Below are 19,531 nucleotides of genomic sequence, written 5' to 3'. Positions count from 1 at the left end.
GTTTGATTTAAGAAGTCGATTGATGATCGGAAAGACCGTCTGAATCTGCACGATTAAAAGGCTGAGTGCGATAATCATCTTTGTACAATCCAATCGTTGGGAAAATGGTATTCAAGTCTGGGAATTTCTCTAGAATCTTCGCATTTTTGGTACGTAGATCCAGTGTAGCTAGGTTATAAAATCCAGCTTTGGATGTGCTACTCACAGTAGTATTCCCTACGGCTGTCACATCACCTTTTTTCGGTAATTTCACTTGTCCATCTGCACCTACAATAACGTTATGATTGAGCTTGCTGCCATTTGGATATTGCGGATTCCATTTCTTGCTTAATACGCTACTCCATAGATTGCCTTGCAGTCCGTATTTTTCAGCAAGTTGTTCACCGTATTTTTTCCAAGTTCCGGTTAAAGGTTGTAGTTCACGTAGACGATTTGCATTGTCGCTATTTAGTCCATAATCCAGTTGATTGGAACGGTCATTAATTTCAAGCGATTGGACATCAATTAATAGATTGTTTGTTGCTACATTATGATGACCATTTTCAAATAGGAAAGCACGGGAAGTATCTTGAATAATATTATACTGATACGTATTCCCACTGCTACCGCTGTCTGCATAGAATCCATTGGAGCGCTTGTTATTGTGAATAAAGTTATATCGTAATACATTGCCGTACGAAGACCAATCTTGAGCGGTATAGAAAGCTCCTGTATCGCCTTCAATCAGAGATGTATTATGAACTTCATTGTATTCTAGCAACAGCTTATTACTAAATACATAACGAACAGCATCTTTGGGAACATCATGTAGTAAATTATGATCTACCCGCACACCGACTGAATCTCGAATAATAATCGCTTCCAGATGAATCAGCTTGCCGATATGATGAATATGATTATTGGTAATGCGAGTATTTGCAGACGATAAGGTAGCCCGATCACCTGCACTATTCAGACTGATTCCGAAGCTAGCTGTATCATAAATATCGTTACTGCGGAATGTATTATGATGACCATCTACGTCTAAGATACCGCCATTCACATCATGAATTTTGTTGCCTGCTATCGTTATATGATGACTTCGTTTCATTTCAAAACCATTGCCCATATTATTCTGTATCGTAAATCCTTTAAATTGCACATAAGATGTACCATCCATACTGACAATCGGTGAATCTTGATCGCCAATCACGGTCTGCAATTTATGAATATCAGAAGGTGGATAGTAGTAAATTTTGCCGTCTTTAAAATCAAGCGCCCATTCTCCGGGCGTATCAATTTCTTCTAATAGATTAAGTGCACGGAACTCTTCAGAGCCATCACCGACACGATAAGTAGAAGGTGTACTACTGTTATCATTTTGCTCATTCGTTGTTCTCGATAGAGCAGAAGGAGACACGAGAGCACTGAATTTAGAACCCATACCGCCTTGAGGGGTATCTAAAAGCTTGATCGTTTTTTGAGCAGGGTCAATTTGACTGATCTGGATACTGGCTGGACTCCATAGTGTACGCCAGAAACCTTGTAAGTAGATCGCATGTCCTTGTTGAATCGCATTTTGCCAGCGCTTGGAACGATTAGTACCATCTTCATCCAGAATATTAACACTCGATGAACCGGGCTTTTGATAATAAAAAGATTGAGCATTATAGACACTTTGAGCAATCGCCCAACCTGCACGTTGTCCACCAGCGACTTCTGTAGTATTCGGCCAGCGGGAAATAGGTTGCATTTGATTATTCGCAAATAAGTTCAGGATACCCCATTTTTCTGTAAACGAAGTACCGCCTTCAAATCCATTAATATGCTTAAATCCTAATTTGCGTACATCCAATTCTACTAACTGCTTGGGATCAATCTTCGGATGAACTCTAGCTTGAGCTTCTTGACTGAGTGGTTGCCAGTCCGTTACTGTTTTGCCTGTAGATAACGTTACTTGTTCTCCGGTATACGTGCGATATGTAATTGGAGAACTGGCTGTTCCTGAATCTTTTTGATCCAGTTGTAAGCTAGAATCCATCAGATAATTCCCTTGCTTCACCCAGACCGTTATGCCTCCTTGAGGAAGCTTGCCCTGATAGGCACGAATCTTTTTCTGAGCTTGTTTTAAAGTCGCATAAGGACTGTTCTTGCTACCATTTCCAGTCTGATCATTCCCTGTTTTGGCGACATAGATATTCATTCCAGACTCCTTCACAGCACCGCTACTTAACGGATACGAATCGTTTTTCGTATGAAAACTGTAGTATAGTACTCCTAGTAACAAAGCGAATAAAGCGAGCCCCAAAAGGATCATTCGCGAGTTTGATGCTTTCAAGCGACCACCTCCTTATAATATATGTTTGGGTATAGATTGAGTTGGCATTAGTATAGGTAGAACAAAGGACTACTGTCAAACAGCACTTGGTTTGAGCAATACATTCATGGTAATAAAAAAGTAATGTTTACCAAACCAAATAGCTTACCTTTCTTATCCATAGGCTATGTTACAGTAGAAAGAACTATACCATACGCTCGTGTTGTACCTTAGATGTAAGTATACTAAATAATTAACTACCTTAGAAAGGTGGAACAATAATGGAAGAAAAAGAAAAAGTATATCATACTGCTGTTGAAGTCACATTGGAAGTGATCGGTGGTAAATGGAAACCTGTGATCTTATTCCATCTTACATTTGGTAAAAAACGCACCAGTGAACTTAAAAAGTTAATTCCAGCAATTACGCAAAAAATGCTAACCCAGCAATTACGTGAATTAGAAGAAGCAGGCACCGTATTGCGAACTTCTTATCATGTTGTGCCACCCAAAGTTGAATATGAATTAACCCCATACGGAACGACTCTAACAGAGTTACTTCATATGATGTGCAAATGGGGAGAAGTGCATGTGAATAAACACTATGGCGATCAAGCGCGTATTTTATCGTCTCCTCCTCAAGTGATGTAAATCAATAAAAGCCGAACCTTTGTCTTACCTAAGGTCGGCTTTTATTGATATATCGATACAAACGACAGAAGATCAGGCGATAATCTTACGCTTGCGGAAATCCTCAAAAATAGTGATAAACATTTCTTCGGTATCGACATACTCATGAAAGCCAAGACGACGTGCTTTACTACCGTCTGCAAAAAAATCATAATCCCACGAAAATACAAAATCACCAAAAGCCCATGAAGACACCTCTGCATAAGTATATGCTGTTAATCCATACCTACTAACGATCGAATCCCATAGAGCTTCTTTATCTTTCATCATATCGTTTAAGTCCATCGATAAAGGCGGAGCCGTTTCCATATCAAAATAATGAGCAATCTTAGGCCATAAGGATTCCCAGCGAAATACATCTCCGTTATTGATATTCAGCGCCTGATTAGCACATGCAGGCGTTGTTGCTGCCCATACGGTTGCTTTGGCGAGTAAACCTGCATCAGTCATTTCTAAAATGCTATGGTAAGCTCCTCGCTTGCCAGGGAAGCGTAAAGGGATTTGCAGTTCTTTAGAAATCGTCGCATAGATCGCAATCACCATAGCTAGATTCATCGGATTACCCACTGAAAATCCGCATACCACAGAAGGTCGAAGAGCAGACCATGTCCAATCTTTACCTTGTTGTTGCTGCACTAGATAATCCTGTTGTGCCATATTGAATTCAGGTGGCATCGGCTTCGCATCTGTTTCACGGGCAGGGGTTGGAAATGCACCCAGATGGGCACCGTATACTTTGTAGCCTTGCATCAGACTGATATGTTCAAGTTGAGGAGAAGTGGCTTCTACACTTTCTACAATATGAATCAGCATATTCAGATTAGGTTCTACTAATTCTGTCCATGTTGGACGATCTTGATAAGCCGCATAAAAAATATGCGTGATCGTGGGAAATGATGCTAAAACATGTTCAACTTCGCTTCGCTGTAAAAGGTCTACCGATACATAAGTCACACGATCTGTTGAAATACCGCCTCTACGGGATAACCCTATAATATCCCAATCAGGGAGTGTAATTAAGTGGTCAATCAGGTTACTACCTATAACTCCGTTGGCTCCAACAACCAGAGCGACTTTACGAGAATGATTGATCGATGTATTCATCTTGAGCTCTCCTTTAATCATGATAGGTTACATGATTAGCTTGCAGCATAATAGAAGAGATGAGAAGTACGCACTTTGAAGTGCGATAGGTACTTCAAAGTGCTCTAGCAGTATAAAAGCACACAGAGAAGGCAGTCAAAATGCCTATTCTGTGTGCTTTGGATACATGATAGTAGTGAGTAGAAAAGAAAGATTTATACTGTTTCTTCCCATATTTTTGCTTGATATTCTTTTACTTGCTCTTCAGATGGTTTTGGATACACATTACGGAAAGGATGGTGCTTCGCGTCAATGACTTCCACCATTTTGTCGATCATATCTTGAGGATCGAACTGTTGAGCTAGCATTTTTTCACCTTTTAACAAATCAGCACGTTTGGTGAAGTTGGTTTTCTCGTCATACCATTTCTCTTTTTGTTCAAACATATTATCGTTAAATCCTGTTTTGTAAGGACCAGGATTGATTGTAGCGACTTGGATTCCAAACTCTTTCAGTTCTTCTTTAAGCGCTTGAGCCATCGCTTCTACAGCATGTTTGGAGGCGCAATATGCACCAAGATAAGGAGTCACACTTAGTCCAGCGATAGAGCTGACAAAAATGATTTTACCTTTCTTTTTAGCGACAAATTGGCGAGCGACAATCTGTACCATTTCTAATGAGTTAAAAACGTTGGTATCGAAAATTTGACGGATATTATCGACTGGAATCTCAGCAAGTGGACCACCTTCACCAATACCTGCATTCGCTACATATACGTCAAAATCATATTTTTCCAATTGAATACGATCAAGTGGTTTATTTACATCTAATTTGAGTACTTCAATATCGAGTCCTTGAGCTTTGGCTTCTTCTCGAAGCTCTGTCACTTGAGGGATAATTTCTACGGAAGCAATCACTTTATGTCCTTTTTTGGCAAGACCTAATGCAGCACCTTTACCAAGTCCACTACCTGCACCTGTAATAAAAATTGTTTTTTTACCTAACATGATGAATTCCTCCTGTATGTTCTGTATCGTCTTCGTGTCGTTCGGATTCATAGTGCATTTACCCGTTCGCTTGGATAACTAATCAAATGGATTCATGTCATGCATAAGTATAGCTAGAGCTAAACACAACAAAAAACCGAACTTCTTTACAAAAGAAGTTCGGCTGTATCTTAGCCATTTAACTTAGTGATTGGTGAATCCGCCTGTTTCTGCACGAGTTACCACACGGATACGGTACATATCTTGTTGCAATCCGATTTGAGGGAAAATACTATTCAAATTCGGGAATTTCTCAAGAATTTGTCTGTTGTTAGTACGCAAGTCCATTTGACCGTAATTGAAGAAGCTTGCATCTGCTACTTTAGACAGAATATTATTTTTTTCAACAGTGATATTTCCAAGTTTGGGTTTGATAATACTATTAACTTGAACGAATGCATTATCTACTAATTTGGAACCATTAGAGTACTCTGGATGCCAGTTAGCATTTAGGATATCTGTCCATAAGTTATCTGTGTAACCATAACGTGTTTTGAGCTCACTTGCAAAGCCTGCCCAGACACCGGATGAAGGATTTTTAGCACGCAATCCATCTGCAAAGCTACTGCCGACTCCATAACTTTTCGTCATAATCGCATTTGCTACCACATCAGTTGTGAGTACATCACTACGATTTTCGATCTGTACTTTGGAAGAAGCAACCACGACATTGTTACGACCAATATTATGATGACCGTTAAATTGGAATGCACGATCAGAGCCTTGAATAATATTGTTGTAGAAGTTATCGCCTGCATCGCCGCCATCCACATAGAATCCGTTGGCACGTACATTGTTATGAATAAAGTTGTAACGAAGATCATTTCCGTATGAAGTCCAGTCTTGAGCCGTATAGAAAGCTCCTGTATCACTTTCAACTAGAGCAGCATTATGAATTTCATTAAATTCAAAGGTTAGATTTGTACTGCTTACATAACGAATACCATCTTTGGGAACATCATGGATCAAGTTATGATCGACCCATACATTATTGGAATCCCGTACGATAATACCTGCAAGGTGAGAAAGTAGACCAGTATGATGAATATGATTATTGGTTACACGTGTATTGGATTTGGTAAATGTCGTTGTGCGATCACCTGCATAACCAAGACTTATTCCGAATTCACCTGTATCGTAAATATCATTACTTTTGATCAAATTGTAATTGCCATAGTAATCGACAATACCGCCACCACTTACGTTTAAGATCGTATTACCTGCAATTGTAATATGGTGTGTTTTTTGCATTTCAATCCCGTTACTCATGCTATCTTCTAATTGGAAGCCTAGCAATTGAAGGTAGGACGTCGCATACATTTTGATGATAGGTGTAGCATTATCAGCGATTTCTACATCTTTTGTTTTGATATCGCCATCAGGGTAGTAGTATACTTTGCCATCTTTGAAATCAAGTGCCCATTCGCCAGGAACATCAATCTCATCTAGATAGTTCACTGCACGCCATTCTTCTGTTCCATCACCTGTACGGTAAACAGGGTTAGAGTTAGCAATATCTTTACTCCATTTGGAACCCATACCGCCTGTAGGGGTGTCTAACAAAGAAATACTGCCTTCTGCATTATCAATACTTTGTACTTTGCTTGTTACCGGGCTCCAGACCGTTCTCCAGAAGCCTTGAAGGTAGAGAGCATGTCCTGCATTCACAGAAGCAGCCCAACGCTCGGAACGATTGGTTCCATCTGCATTTAATTCATCATCAGTCTTACCATCTGTCGGGATTCCATTTTCACCGTAGTAAAAAGATTTAGCATCTGCGGAACCGTTAGCTGTTGTCCAACCAGCACGTTTGGAACCAGCCATTTCGCCTGGATTCGGCCATTGTGAGATCGGTTGACGTTCATGATCGACAATCAGATCAATAATGCCCCATTTATCGGAGAATGAATTGCCTCCAGGAAAGCTGTTAATATTGGTAAGCCCTAAAGCTTTTACATCCAGTTCAACTAGCTTGCTTGCACTAACTTTTGGATTAACTCTGGATTGTGCTTCACTATTTAAAGGTTTCCAAAGGGTAGGATCAACAGATGTACCGTTAGAAAGAATAACTTTCTCTCCAGGATAGGTACGATAAACGATTGATTTACCAGGTGCTCCAGAATCAGAAGCATTCATATCCATTGTAGAAGTGAATTTGTATGTGCCGCCCTTGACCCATACTGTAATTCCTCCAACAGGTAAAACTCCTTTTTTAGCACGAATCGCATTTCTAGCTTCGATCAGTGTTTTGAAGGGAGCATCTTTTGTCCCTGTTCCAGCAGTTGCTACAGAACCATCTACATAGATATTGAGACCTGTATTGGTCGTTGCTCCACTACTTAGGGTAACAACAGTTCCATTTACGGTACGATCTGCAAAAGCGGAACTTGGTGATAACAAAGTACTTACAACTAGTGTAGTTATCACCATTAACATGGCTAACGGTGTCTTTCTGAACATTATAAAACATCCTTTCATACTGTAATATGGTTTACCTATAGTTGTATTAGAATTGGATATTTGGTTTTATAATTATCGAATTAGGCTCACTAGTTACTTTGTCGGATACTTTTGCCCATTTTGTAATGGTTATAGATAAATTTGGTTAATTTAAGTGAAAAATCGACTTTTTTTGATAAAAGAGGGGATAATTAAGATATTTAGTTACTAATTATCCCCGAAATAAAAGTTATCTTTATGAATCATTAGTAGGAGGAGTGGAAAGGGTAGACCTACTGTATTCATAAAAAGTTCACAATAATATGGAAATTCCTATTCATTTTAATGATTACTCATTCCGCCTGATGCTGATCTAGAAACGACTTGCACTCTATACTCATCTTGAGATAATCCAATCTGTGGGAAAATCGTATTTAAATCTGTAAATTTGCTCAGAATACTTGCATTATTGGTACGATAATCCATTGTGTTAGCATTATAAAATTGAGCGTCCGCGATCGTATTTAGAATCACATTGTTCGCTACAGTAAAAGATCCTTTTTTAGGTGTAGTGACTGCGCCTGTTTGTACAAATACATTATTGGAAATCGAAGAACCGTTTGGATATTCTGGATGCCATTCAGGGTTAAGAATATCTGCCCATAGATTGGTAGTGTAGCCATAAGTTGCTTTCAAATCTTTACCGTACTGTAGCCATGCGCCAGAAGTTGGATTTTTGCTAATCAAATTCTGAGCATACGTGCTTGTAGCCGTATATCCACGTGTAATACCACGATCATCAATTTGTCCTGCTGCTCTAGAAGCGATAATCAGGTTATTTTGCGCTAGATTATCGTGTCCACCGCCCATGATAAAAGCGATTTGAGATTGTTGAATAATATTTTTGCTGACAATATCACCGCTATCTCCATCATCAAAATAGAATCCATGAGACCGTTTGTTATGATGAATAAAGTTATAACGGAGTACATTTCCATAAGAAGTCCAGTCTTGTGGTGTGTAAAAAGCACCGGAATCACTTTCAACTAAAGACGTATTATGAATTTCGTTATACTCAAACAATAAGTTGTTATCTGAAGTATACTTAACTGCCGCTTTGGGTGTATCATGAATAAGATTATGATCGACTTTAATCCCTACAGATTCGCGAATCACGATACCTTCAAGACTAATCAATGTGCCGATATTTGAAATATGATTGTTATTGATTCTAGAATTGGATGCTGTCAAAGTAGTACGATCTCCTGAGTACCCCATAGAGATACCGGCAGCTCCAATTTCAAATACATCATTACTTTGGATCAGATTGTTATTGCCGTAGTAATCGACAATACCTGTTCCTGTTACATAACAGACTGTATTTCCAGCAAGCTTCATATGATGAGAACGTTGCATCTCGATGCCGTTACCCATACCACCTTCAACCGTAAATCCAAGCCACTGAATATAAGAAGCGTCACTCATTTTGATAATAGATGCTTTGTTATCCGATAAGGTAATCATCTGTTTAGTAAAATCACCTGTAGGATAGTAATAAATTTTGCCGTCTTTAAAATCAAGTGCCCATTCCCCAGGAACATCGATTTCATCTAAATAATTAATAGCTTTCCATTCTTCTTTCCCTGTGCCAACTCTATAGCTCACACTTGTATCTGGAATAAAAGGTTCATCGTTAGCCAATCCATAGACACTAGCAGTCACATTGAAGAGGTTCACATTAGCACTTGGAACAGAAAATGCTGGAGTATACACATCTTTTTGTACTGAAGCAGAAGACATTAGATTAGGACGATAAACATCCATACTGACCGTTGAACTTTTGAGTGTGTTGGTTGTAACAACCGTTTTGCTAAATTTATCGCCCATACCGCCACTTGGAATATCATATAGAGAAATAATATGATCGTTAGGGTAGATAGCGCCTACTTTACTCGTTACAGGGCTCCATGCTGTTCTCCAGAATCCTTTGAGATACAGATCATGCCCTTTAGCCATGGAAGCTTTCCAGCGCTGAATACGATTGGTACCGTCTTGATTGACTTCATCGTCTGTAATTCCGTTCTCTGGAATACCGCCTTCACCATAATAAAAGGATTTGGAGTCTGCTGATCCATTCATAGTGACCCAACCTGCACGATTTGATGCGATGTTTTGATTTTCATTCGGCCATTGAGAGATCGGTTGTCTAATACCATCTACAATCAGGTCAACAATACCCCATTGTTCTGTAAATGTTGTACCTCCTGCAAAGCCAGCAATATTCTGTATATTGAGCGAAGCTACATCTAGCTCGCGTAGTTTACTTGGTTGAATAGAAGGATTAACACGTGCCGCTGCATCTGCACTTAAAGGTTGCCATGATGTAGGATCAATGCCTTTACCTGTTGTTAAGGTAACCGTCTCTCCCGGGTACGTGCGATAAATAACAGGTTTATCGGGTGTTCCTGAATCTTGAGCATTGAGATCGAATGTTGTAGCTAGATTATATGTTCCGCCTTTGACCCAGACGGTAACACCACCTGCTGGTAAATTGCCTTTGTAAGCACGAATCGTTGATCTAGCTTTGAATAATGATTTGAAAGGTGCTAATTTAGTGCCTGTCCCTGTTGTATCATTTCCTGTTGGATCGACGTATAGATTAACGTTAGTTGCAACCGTGTTACCACTACTAAGCATTTGATTTGTTGCAGCATAACTGGTTTGCCCTGTTGGTAGAAGAGTAATCATAAGACTCAGTGAAAGTATCCATGCTACCCATTTCGTAGTTGTTACCATTATATTTTCCTCCTAAATATCCTGAATGCTATTGTTATCAAATAAATGATGAACGAATAGATGTACTCTAAGATGGCTAACTGTAGCTGTTTTCTTATAATTGAGTAGGGTTATTAGGTCAGATATAGTATTGGATTAATCCGTGATCTCAACTTTCGGTATACTCGTATTAGAAAGAAGATCAAGGAAAGCAAAATGTAATGAAGTAGGGATAACGTAAACAAGTAGGTTAAGTAGTAGAATAAAGAGTGGGAAGAAGTAGAAGAGATAGATAGAAGAATAAATTGAAAGTGTTGGTGTTTCTTTAGCCACCCTCAGTATAGTATATGTTCCAACAACTGATAACCGCCTTAATGTCTCATTCTTGAAGGTATCTATTGCGATAGAAAATCAAATTATATTAGTATGTCCTTCCTATTCAGTCAGCAAGCAATAGCCCCGATAGCTATATAGGACATAAGAAAATAGCCAAAAGTCTCAGATCAATGTCTGAAGCTTTTGGCTATTTGGATTGAGAAGGTATTCTTTTAACCTAAATAGGATCTATTAATCAGAAGAGGAGGTAGAGATAGCATCTCCTTTTTGCAATCCAATCTGTGGATAAATGGTATTGATATTTGGAAAGATAGCCAAAATCGTAGGATTTTGAGTGTAGAATCCATTTGTTGTATTCGGATTCAGTCCAGCCGATTGAGTGTTTGTGATTCTTGGGTTGTTTTGAATAATAACAGCTCCTTTTTTAGGAATAACCAGTGTACCCGATTGAACAATAGCATTATCTTTGAAATGAGTCCCATTCGGGTATTCAGGATGCCATTTTGGATTCAACATATTTTTCCATAGATTCGTATCATATCCATACGTATCTGCCAGCACACGACCATACTCTTTCCAAGGCCCGGTAGAAGGGTTCTTAGCAATTAATTGTTCTGCATGAGTACTGTCTGCTGTATATTTGCGTGCAATACCGCGATCATCAATCTGAATACCAGATGTGGCATTAATAATCAGATTGCCTGTAGCTCGATTATGATGACCTCCGCCAAACAGAAATGCTTTGGATACTCCTGAGACAATATTGTTGATAAATGTATCTCCGCTATCCCCGTCATCTGCATAGAATCCATTTGCCCGCGGGCTATCATGTACATAGTTATAACGTAATACATTACCGTATGAAGTCCAGTCTTGAGCGGTATAGAAAGCTCCTGCATCTCCATCTTCAAGCGAGATATGATGAAGCTCATTATATTCGAAAAGCAGATCATTATTATACACATAACGTATACCATGCTTAGGCACATCATGGATTAGATTATGATTGATCGTCATTCCGATCGACTGTGTAATAATTAATCCTTCCAAAGCAATCAGTGTGCCTGTGTTATGGATATGATTGTTGGTGATCCATGAATCAGCAGGGGTCAATGTATCTCGATTCCCTGCATATCCAATACTGATCCCAAAACTTCCTGTTTCATAGATGGTATTATTTTGTATCCGATTGTCATGACCATAATAATCGAGAATTCCACCGCCACCGATATTACGAATCGTATTGTTATCCAGTGAAATATGATGAGAACTTTGCATCTCGATACCGTTATTTAAGCCACCTTCAATCGTCAGACCGACAAAGTTCAGATAGGAAGCATTATTTAATTTGATAATAGGGCCTGTACGATCGGCAATAATAATATTCTGTTTGTTGATATCGCCGTCAGGATAATAATAGATTTTCTGATCTTTAAAATCCAAAGCCCATTCTCCCGGCGTATCAATCTCATCCAATAGGTTCAGTGCTTGCCATTCTTCGGTTCCTGTCCCCACCCGATACACTTGATATGTAACAGAAGTAGCAGTTAGCAACGGCTCAGGAAACAGGGGCGCATGATAAACGTCATCGGTTACATAGACATCTTGCGTAACATACGTATCCCCGTGAATAGTCACAGGAGACTGAGCTGGCAGGGGAGTAGAGATAGTTGTAGATGTAGTTGTCCCTGTCCCTGTAGAATCAGCTACAGGAGCATCTTTACTCCATTTAGAACCCATTCCGCCTTCTGGAATATCGACTAGACGAATCGTATGGCGTGTGTTATCAATACTTTCTACTTTGCTAGTAACAGGGTCAAAATCAGTACGCCAGAATCCTTTGAGATACAGATCATGACCTTGTTCGATAGATCGTTGCCAGCGTGCAGTACGATCGGTCTGATCGGCATTCACTTCATCTGTCGTTATTCCATCTTTCGGTTGTCCACCTTCACCGTAATAAAAAGATTGAGGATCAGCCGAACCATTCATCGTTACCCAGCCCACCCGATTTTTGCCTATTTTTTGCTGAGGATTGGGCCATTGAGAAATCGGTTCTCGTACGCCATCTACAATCAGATCGACAATACCCCATTCTTTTGTAAACGAAGTCCCTCCCGGGAACCCAGACGTATTTTTGAGTCCTAACGATTGTACATCCAATTCGACTAATTGATCAGCATAGACCGCCGGATGAACACGAGCTGCCGCTTCAGAATTAAGCGGTTTCCAACGTGTGGGATCAATTGTTTTGGCAGTCGTAATCACCGCTTGTTCATTAGGATAGTTGCGATATGTCACTGGTCTGTCGGCTGAATCTGAATCCAGTTCATTTAATTCTAATGTAGAAGACAATTCATATTCGCCTTCTCGCAACCAGATTGTTGTTCCGCCAGCAGGTCGTTCAGCATACGTATCCCGCAAAACAGAGCGAACTTTGGGAAGGGTACGATAAGGAGCCTGTAGAGTCCCTGATCCTAAGAAGTCACTACCTTTAGGAGACACATATACATTTTGAGTCACTGTAGACAGATTGGACAGAGTCGATTCGCTGTTAGATGCAGAACTTTCTTCCGCAGTGACAGGTACCGAGTAGATAAACGAACTTAGAGGCATCAAAAATACAGTCAATAACATCAGATTTTTAGACCATTTTTGGTACAGTATAGTCTTTAAATTCATTAGTTCTCTCCTTTTATCTATCTATTTTGTTGCTTATTATAAATGGTATATCACTAGATTACATGTGCCGATAGGGTTAAACCGTTCGTTTGCAAAGTCTCATTTATGCACTGAAAATGGCGAGTGATGTAGATTAAGCGAAGAAAAAGTCGGGAAGAATTTGTAGTTATTTAGTATATAAATCACTTTGAAAAGAAGGAAATGTATAAAAAAATCCGGTTACTTTTCTCCTATTAAGAGATCTGGCAACCGGAAATTTACGTATCATTAAAGTGAAAACATAGGAATAATCATGATCATTCGATAGATTAAGCTCGATCCAAAATGGTACGATAGGTAGAATGATTCATCCCTTTTACCAATTTAATGAGCAATTCTTTGGCAGCATCATAATCATCGGTATGAATAATCGAAGATGAAGTATGGATATACCGTCCGCAAATACCGATAATAGCTGAAGGTACACCTGTTCCGCTGACATGAACTTGACCTGCATCTGTACCACCAGCAGAAATGAAATACTGTACTGGAATCTGGTGTGTACTTGCAGTATCTTGAATATATTCAACTATACCCCGGTGGGTAAACATAGTTGGATCATAAATACGTAATAATGCACCTTTACCCAAATGACCGAATGCATTGCGATCGCCTGTCATATCGTTAGCCGCACTACAGTCAAGTCCGAAAAATAGATCTGGTTGAATCAATTGTGCAGCAGTACGTGCACCACGTAATCCCAATTCTTCTTGCACAGTTGCGCCAGAATACAAAGTCCCACCAAGCTTCTCTCCATGAAGAGCTTGTAATAATTCAATCGCTAGACCGACTCCATAGCGATTATCCCAAGCTTTTGCCATAATTTTTTTGGGATTAGCCATTGGTGTAAATTCACAGATCGGTACAATTTGCAGTCCTGGACGTAACCCCATTTGTTCTGCTTCTGCACGATCATCAGCACCAATATCAATATACATGGATTTGATATCTACAGGTTTGTTACGTTGTTCCGGGCTAAGTAAGTGAGTAGGGGTAGAACCAACAACTCCCACTATAGGGCCTTGATCGGTAATAATATGTAGACGTTGAGCAAGCACGACTTGACTGAACCATCCGCCTAACGGTTGAAAACGGATAAGACCTTGATCAGTGATGCCTGTTGTCATAAATCCAACTTCATCAAAATGACCAGCGACCATCATTTTAGGGCCACTTTCATCACCACGCATAACACCAAATAGACTACCTAATCGATCTTGTACAAATTCGTCGGTATACGGTTCCATTTTTTCTTTAACGAATTGACGAAGTTCTCTTTCAAACCCTGATACTGCGGGGAATTCGGTTAATTGTTTAAACATCTGAAGCGTCTGCTTATCCATTGACGTAGGTCACTCCTTAACAGTGTTATTCTTTGATACAGTATGAACTTCATGTCGAAAAATGTCCAATCATTCGCGCTGACTTCAAATTGTAATCAGCTATTGAAGTGACTCTGACTTATCGTTCATGTACAATATAACTATATACACATTTTCAACAAAGTTAGAGTCATTACATCATTATATAAGAATATGAACCAGAAGTAGGAGGTTTTATATATATGTCGGCACGCAAAGAATCTATGGAAGTCATTGCAGCTGTAAGATCCAATCTAGAATCCTGTATATTAGGCAAATCATTTGAAATCGAATTGTTGCTTACCGCTTTGCTTGCTGGAGGACATGTACTCATAGAAGATGTCCCGGGAACAGGTAAAACACAAATGATCAAAGCGCTTGCTAAATCAATGAGTGGTCAATATCGTCGTATTCAATGTAATCCCGATATTTTGCCAAGTGATATCACAGGTGTTTCTATTTTTCATCCTCGGGATGAGCAGTTTTATTTCCGTCCAGGTCCAGTAATGACGAACATTCTACTTGCGGATGAAATTAATCGTGCAACGACCAAGACACAATCCGCTTTATTAGAAGTTATGGAAGAGCGCAGTGTCACTGTAGATGGAGAGACTCATCCATTGCCTCATCCTTTTATGTTATGTGCTACACAGAATCCGATTGATTTCGAAGGAACATACATGTTGCCTGAAGCTCAATTGGATCGTTTTATGATGAAAATTACATTAGGGTATCCAGATGAGCAGACTGAACGCAATTTGCTTCGTCATGGTGCTGCCGGACAACCGGTGGATCGCTTAGAACCTGTTACGGATATGCAACATATCGCTGATATTCAACAAGAGATTCGTAAGATTCATTTGGATGAATCGGTAAGTGATTATTTAGTAAGTGTGGTTCGCCATACACGTGAACATGGATCGGTATTACTTGGAGCCAGTCCACGTGCAACATTATCCTTTATGATGGCTGTCAAAGCCTATGCATTTATACAGAATCGTGATTATGTACTCCCTGATGATGTGAAGAAGTTAGCTCCTTATGTTATTCCACATCGTATACTTCCACGTCCAGAAGCACGGATGGAGCGCATGAGTTCTGAACGAATTGTAGCGCAGATTTTGGAGCAAATTCATGCTCCTGTATCTATGGGACAATAAGTATGAGAGCCTTATTTTCATACTTGCGTCTGAATTTGCAGTGGAAACGCCAACCGTCTAAATTATGGTTGGTGTTTATGGTATGGATTGGATGTTTATTTTATGTGCTTTTTCAAGGTGGTAAAACATCGGTCATGCTATTTGTGATGGTTTCTTTGCTGTCGCTATATTTAATTGGCGGTGGCTTTCGTGGTGTTGGACGCGCTCATGGTCAGCGCCATTTATCGACAGCAGGGGAACAAGGAGAAATGATATTGGCAGGTGATCAAGTACAGGTACGTCTGGATGTGACGATTCCTGGATTTCTGCCATTACCATATGTGATTATTCGTGAAACGCTTAAGCGTCACAATGGCGAATCGTGGTCTTTTGAAGAAAGTTTGATTCCAAGTATGCGGGGCAAAGGTGAACTACTATTTCAGACCCCTCCGTTAGAACGAGGACGTTACCGCTTTTATGGTACCGAATGTATCAGTGAAGATATTTTTGGATTAATCGAAAATAAAGGGCGATTTACAGCGTCCGGTGAGTTTTTGGTATTACCACGAATTGCTTTTATTCCGAACTGGCAAATGGGATCACGGTATTCTAGACTTGGAGGTCAACAGACCTCGCAATTGATGTCCCGTCCGGAAACGAATCAGATTAATGGTGTACGTGATTATGTATATGGTGACCGAATTTCAAGAATTCACTGGTCTGCTACCGCTCGTACAGGCAATTGGAAGTCAAAAGAATTTGAACATGAATCATTACCCAAAACTGTACTGGTACTTGATGCGATCGCTGATCATTATGAATCAGATGAAGCTTTTGAATTAGCAGTATCCACGACGGCATCAATGCTTGATTATGGGGTACGAGAACGGATGGGAATGGGTTTATTTACAACCGGTCAGAATAGCGGAGTATTCTTGCCATCCGATCATGTAGGGGAACGTCAAAGAATGCGTCTACACCTTGTCGATGTGATGGCAGATGGTAAAGGACGTTTATTAGATAAACTTGAAGATCATGCGCGTATGTTTCCAGCAGGTACTTTATTTATTTTGATTACGCCTTTAATGAATGAAAAAGTATGGGAGATTTTTCAATTTGCTCGTATTCGTCAAATGACTCCTCTTCAATTTTTAATTAACCCTACGATGCAAAAAAATAAAGAAGCTGTAATCAACTGGTCACAATCTGCTCATGCACGCGGAGTATCTTGTTATCCAATCTCTTCATTAGAGCAATTGCCAGCTGTGTTAGGAGGTGGAGCGATTTGAAAAAATGGTGGGATGGAATAAGTCGCTCTTGGTATTATTCGTTATCTTTAATATGGGTTTTTATTATTGCGCTGCAATGGATTAATTATGCCAATGGAGTCTGGTATCAAGAAACGACACCGCTTGTTCTGGCGACGATGGCTGTAGTGGCTATTATTGATATTTTGATACCACTCAAAATGATCTATCGTCTAGTGATCAAATTATTTGCTGTACTGGGTGCAGTCTATTATGTACTCAGTCATTATGGATTTTATAGCTGGCAAGAAGGCTTACTCACCGATAATGTAGAAACATTTACTCAGACTGTCTCGCCTTACTTGTGGTTTGTGTTATCGGCATGGGTGTTGATCGAAGTCTCTGCTCGAATCGGTTCTTCACGTAGAGCCATTATTATGTTTGTCGGTACGAATATTGCGGCATTGTCGATTTTGGATTCTTTTACAACCTCGATGATGTGGGAAGAAGTCGCATGGGTTGTTTTTGCAGGAATGGGTTGGCTGGTAAGTAATCATTTTCGTTATTTTCAGCAACGATTCCCCAAAGGATGGAAACATTTACGTAGATATCCGCTCAAAATCGTTTTTAATATTGCTGTTATTTTCTCCATCATTTTACTGGTAGGTGTCAATGTACCGGAAGTTCAACCTACACTTAAAGATCCATATACAGCATGGAAAAATTGGCGTGGTGAAGCTGTTATTACGATCAATGGTTCTAATCCTTTAAATGGACAAGGTGCTTCTTCTGGATATAGTCGTGAAGATTCCAATCTAGGTGGCGGTTTTAATTTTGACTATACACCGGTGATGACAGTTAGCACTACCAGTCGTAGTTACTGGCGCGGCGAGACACGATTAGTCTATTCAGGCGAAGGTTGGATCGATCGCTCTAGCAATGGTTGGAGTGAACTGCAATCGGTCGAAGCAGGTACCGAGCTTCCACTGGATGAATCGTCAGATGTAGAAAAGAAAACCGTTAAGCAACAAGTAAAAATGCTGTCTGAAGATAATGTAACATATCCTGTATTATTTGGTGCTTATACGATAGGGAGAGTAACCGATGTCGATGGTGGGTCAGATACGTCACAACTGGATTGGCGTAGTAACCCGGGCGAAGTGCACTGGAGCCCTACCCGTCAGAATCGTAAATTCCCAGAATCGTATTCACTGGTTTCCAGAGTGCCGATCGTACCTGTCAAAGAATTAGAAAAGAAAACATTTAATCAACTCTATGCCGATAAATCGTTAGATCGGTATCTACAAGTTCCTTCGGAATTGCCTGATCGTGTGCGTAATCTAGCCAAAGAAGTAACCGCATCAGGAGACACGCCGTACGAGAAAGTAGAGTTATTACAACAATATTTGCAAAACAATTTTGCGTATACCAACAATCCTGATTTGTCGAAGAAAAAAAGTCGTGATTTTGTAGATAGCTTTTTATTTGAAGTCAAAGAAGGGTATTGTGATTATTATTCTACAGCGATGGTCATGATGGCACGTTCATTAGATATCCCTGCACGCTGGGTTAAAGGGTATGCACCCGGGCAAGCGTCCGGTTATGTAACCAGTGATTATTTCCCGGATGGTGCTACAGAATATACGGTAACTAATGCAGATGCACATTCATGGGCAGAGATTTATTTTGCTGATTATGGATGGGTTCCGATTGAAGCCACACCAGGATTTGATATGCCGATGATTACAGAGGCTGTTCAGACACCAGCAGATGATACACCAACACCTGAGCCAGAGGAAGAAGAACAGACACCAGAGGAAGAAGAAACGCAAGCACCGGTACAAAACAATGAGCCTGCAGTACCTGCTGCTGTGATCTGGATAGCAAGTGGTGTGATTGCTGCTTGGGCAATCGTGATGTTGATTCGCTACCGTCGTGAACTGAGCTTTATGATTATGCGTATGCGTCAAGGTGAAGCTTTGACACCGCAACAAAAAATGATGGCTGAATCCAAACGCTGGTTCGCCTGGATGAAACGCCATGGAATGGATCGTCGTCCTCATGAAACATTGCGTGAATCGGTGACCCGATGGGAAGAGGTACGTCCAGATTTGGCGATACATTTAACCCCATTACTTGAATTGTTTGAAAAAGCCAAATACAGTCCGAATCAGATTACAGAGGAAGAGTGGACAACAATGCAACATCATCTACAAAACTTGCGAAAAAGATGGCGCAAAACGTCCACAAAGTAGTATAATAATGGATGGCTGAACGATTGTTCAAAACGTTGGACAAACTATTTATAAATCCTACAAAAAACGCCGCTTATGCGGCGTTTCTTTTTGTCAGATAGGTTACACTTATGATATAGTTTGTCGTATGAAACCGAGGTGAAT

General features: G+C 40.0%; 11 protein-coding genes. 4 read left to right on the top strand and 7 right to left on the bottom strand.

Annotated elements, in window-relative coordinates; genetic code table 11:
• Window positions 1-7: 7 nt before the first annotated feature.
• On the bottom strand, window positions 8-2,317 hold the full coding sequence (locus tag PO903_RS21140) for a right-handed parallel beta-helix repeat-containing protein (protein ID WP_273594478.1): 2,310 nt from the start codon (window positions 2,315-2,317) through the stop codon (window positions 8-10).
• A gap of 260 nt (window positions 2,318-2,577) precedes the next feature.
• On the opposite strand from PO903_RS21140, the gene PO903_RS21135 reads away from it, so the two are divergent.
• Window positions 2,578-2,946: a winged helix-turn-helix transcriptional regulator gene (locus PO903_RS21135; RefSeq protein ID WP_069329882.1), complete on the top strand. Its 369-nt coding sequence runs from the start codon at window positions 2,578-2,580 to the stop codon at window positions 2,944-2,946.
• A gap of 72 nt (window positions 2,947-3,018) precedes the next feature.
• Here PO903_RS21135 and PO903_RS21130 read toward each other — a convergent pair whose 3' ends face one another.
• The 6 genes from PO903_RS21130 to PO903_RS21105 all read right to left on the bottom strand — a co-directional run bounded on the left by PO903_RS21130 (window position 3,019) and on the right by PO903_RS21105 (window position 14,728).
• Window positions 3,019-4,089, bottom strand: a complete 1,071-nt coding sequence (locus PO903_RS21130; RefSeq protein ID WP_273594477.1) for an SDR family oxidoreductase — start codon at window positions 4,087-4,089, stop codon at window positions 3,019-3,021.
• Window positions 4,090-4,283: 194 nt separating this feature from the next.
• Window positions 4,284-5,075 (bottom strand): SDR family oxidoreductase, encoded by a 792-nt coding sequence (locus PO903_RS21125; protein ID WP_069329880.1) that lies wholly within the window; start codon window positions 5,073-5,075, stop codon window positions 4,284-4,286.
• Between the two features lie 183 nt (window positions 5,076-5,258).
• Window positions 5,259-7,574: a right-handed parallel beta-helix repeat-containing protein gene (locus tag PO903_RS21120; RefSeq protein WP_273594476.1), complete on the bottom strand. Its 2,316-nt coding sequence runs from the start codon at window positions 7,572-7,574 to the stop codon at window positions 5,259-5,261.
• Window positions 7,575-7,895: 321 nt separating this feature from the next.
• Window positions 7,896-10,349 carry a right-handed parallel beta-helix repeat-containing protein gene (locus PO903_RS21115; RefSeq protein ID WP_273594475.1) on the bottom strand — a complete coding sequence of 818 codons (2,454 nt, stop codon included), beginning with the start codon at window positions 10,347-10,349 and terminating at the stop codon, window positions 7,896-7,898.
• Between the two features lie 546 nt (window positions 10,350-10,895).
• The gene (locus PO903_RS21110) at window positions 10,896-13,346 is read right to left on the bottom strand and encodes a right-handed parallel beta-helix repeat-containing protein (protein WP_273594474.1); all 2,451 of its coding nucleotides are present in this window, start codon (window positions 13,344-13,346) and stop codon (window positions 10,896-10,898) included.
• Window positions 13,347-13,654: 308 nt separating this feature from the next.
• On the bottom strand, window positions 13,655-14,728 hold the full coding sequence (locus tag PO903_RS21105) for a M42 family metallopeptidase (protein WP_137220801.1): 1,074 nt from the start codon (window positions 14,726-14,728) through the stop codon (window positions 13,655-13,657).
• A gap of 221 nt (window positions 14,729-14,949) precedes the next feature.
• Between PO903_RS21105 and PO903_RS21100 the strand changes: the two genes are divergently transcribed.
• Genes PO903_RS21100 through PO903_RS21090 form a run of 3 tightly spaced genes read left to right on the top strand, consistent with a single transcriptional unit; the run spans window position 14,950 to window position 19,387 of the window.
• The gene (locus PO903_RS21100; protein WP_069329875.1) at window positions 14,950-15,906 is read left to right on the top strand and encodes an AAA family ATPase; all 957 of its coding nucleotides are present in this window, start codon (window positions 14,950-14,952) and stop codon (window positions 15,904-15,906) included.
• Between the two features lie 2 nt (window positions 15,907-15,908).
• Window positions 15,909-17,174, top strand: coding sequence for a DUF58 domain-containing protein (locus tag PO903_RS21095; protein WP_137220800.1), 1,266 nt, complete (start codon window positions 15,909-15,911; stop codon window positions 17,172-17,174).
• Window positions 17,171-19,387 (top strand): DUF4129 domain-containing transglutaminase family protein, encoded by a 2,217-nt coding sequence (locus PO903_RS21090; protein WP_273594473.1) that lies wholly within the window; start codon window positions 17,171-17,173, stop codon window positions 19,385-19,387. The genes PO903_RS21095 and PO903_RS21090 overlap by 4 nt, the downstream gene beginning before the upstream one ends.
• Window positions 19,388-19,531 lie beyond the last annotated feature (144 nt).

The sequence above is a fragment of the Paenibacillus sp. PK4536 genome (assembly GCF_028594455.2).
GTDB lineage: Bacteria > Bacillota > Bacilli > Paenibacillales > Paenibacillaceae > Saccharibacillus > Saccharibacillus nuruki.
Note: the sequence above shows the minus strand (reverse complement) of the source record. Positions and strands in the feature narration are given on the sequence as shown.

Excerpts from the sequence above, each read along its gene's own strand:
- PO903_RS21135 (WP_069329882.1), top strand. The coding sequence starts at position 2,578 with ATGGAAGAAAAAGAAAAAGTATATCATACTGCTGTTGAAGTCACATTG.
- PO903_RS21130 (WP_273594477.1), bottom strand. The coding sequence starts at position 4,089 with ATGAATACATCGATCAATCATTCTCGTAAAGTCGCTCTGGTTGTTGGA.
- PO903_RS21125 (WP_069329880.1), bottom strand. The coding sequence starts at position 5,075 with ATGTTAGGTAAAAAAACAATTTTTATTACAGGTGCAGGTAGTGGACTT.
- PO903_RS21120 (WP_273594476.1), bottom strand. The coding sequence starts at position 7,574 with ATGTTCAGAAAGACACCGTTAGCCATGTTAATGGTGATAACTACACTA.
- PO903_RS21115 (WP_273594475.1), bottom strand. The coding sequence starts at position 10,349 with ATGGTAACAACTACGAAATGGGTAGCATGGATACTTTCACTGAGTCTT.
- PO903_RS21110 (WP_273594474.1), bottom strand. The coding sequence starts at position 13,346 with ATGAATTTAAAGACTATACTGTACCAAAAATGGTCTAAAAATCTGATG.
- PO903_RS21105 (WP_137220801.1), bottom strand. The coding sequence starts at position 14,728 with ATGGATAAGCAGACGCTTCAGATGTTTAAACAATTAACCGAATTCCCC.
- PO903_RS21100 (WP_069329875.1), top strand. The coding sequence starts at position 14,950 with ATGTCGGCACGCAAAGAATCTATGGAAGTCATTGCAGCTGTAAGATCC.
- PO903_RS21095 (WP_137220800.1), top strand. The coding sequence starts at position 15,909 with ATGAGAGCCTTATTTTCATACTTGCGTCTGAATTTGCAGTGGAAACGC.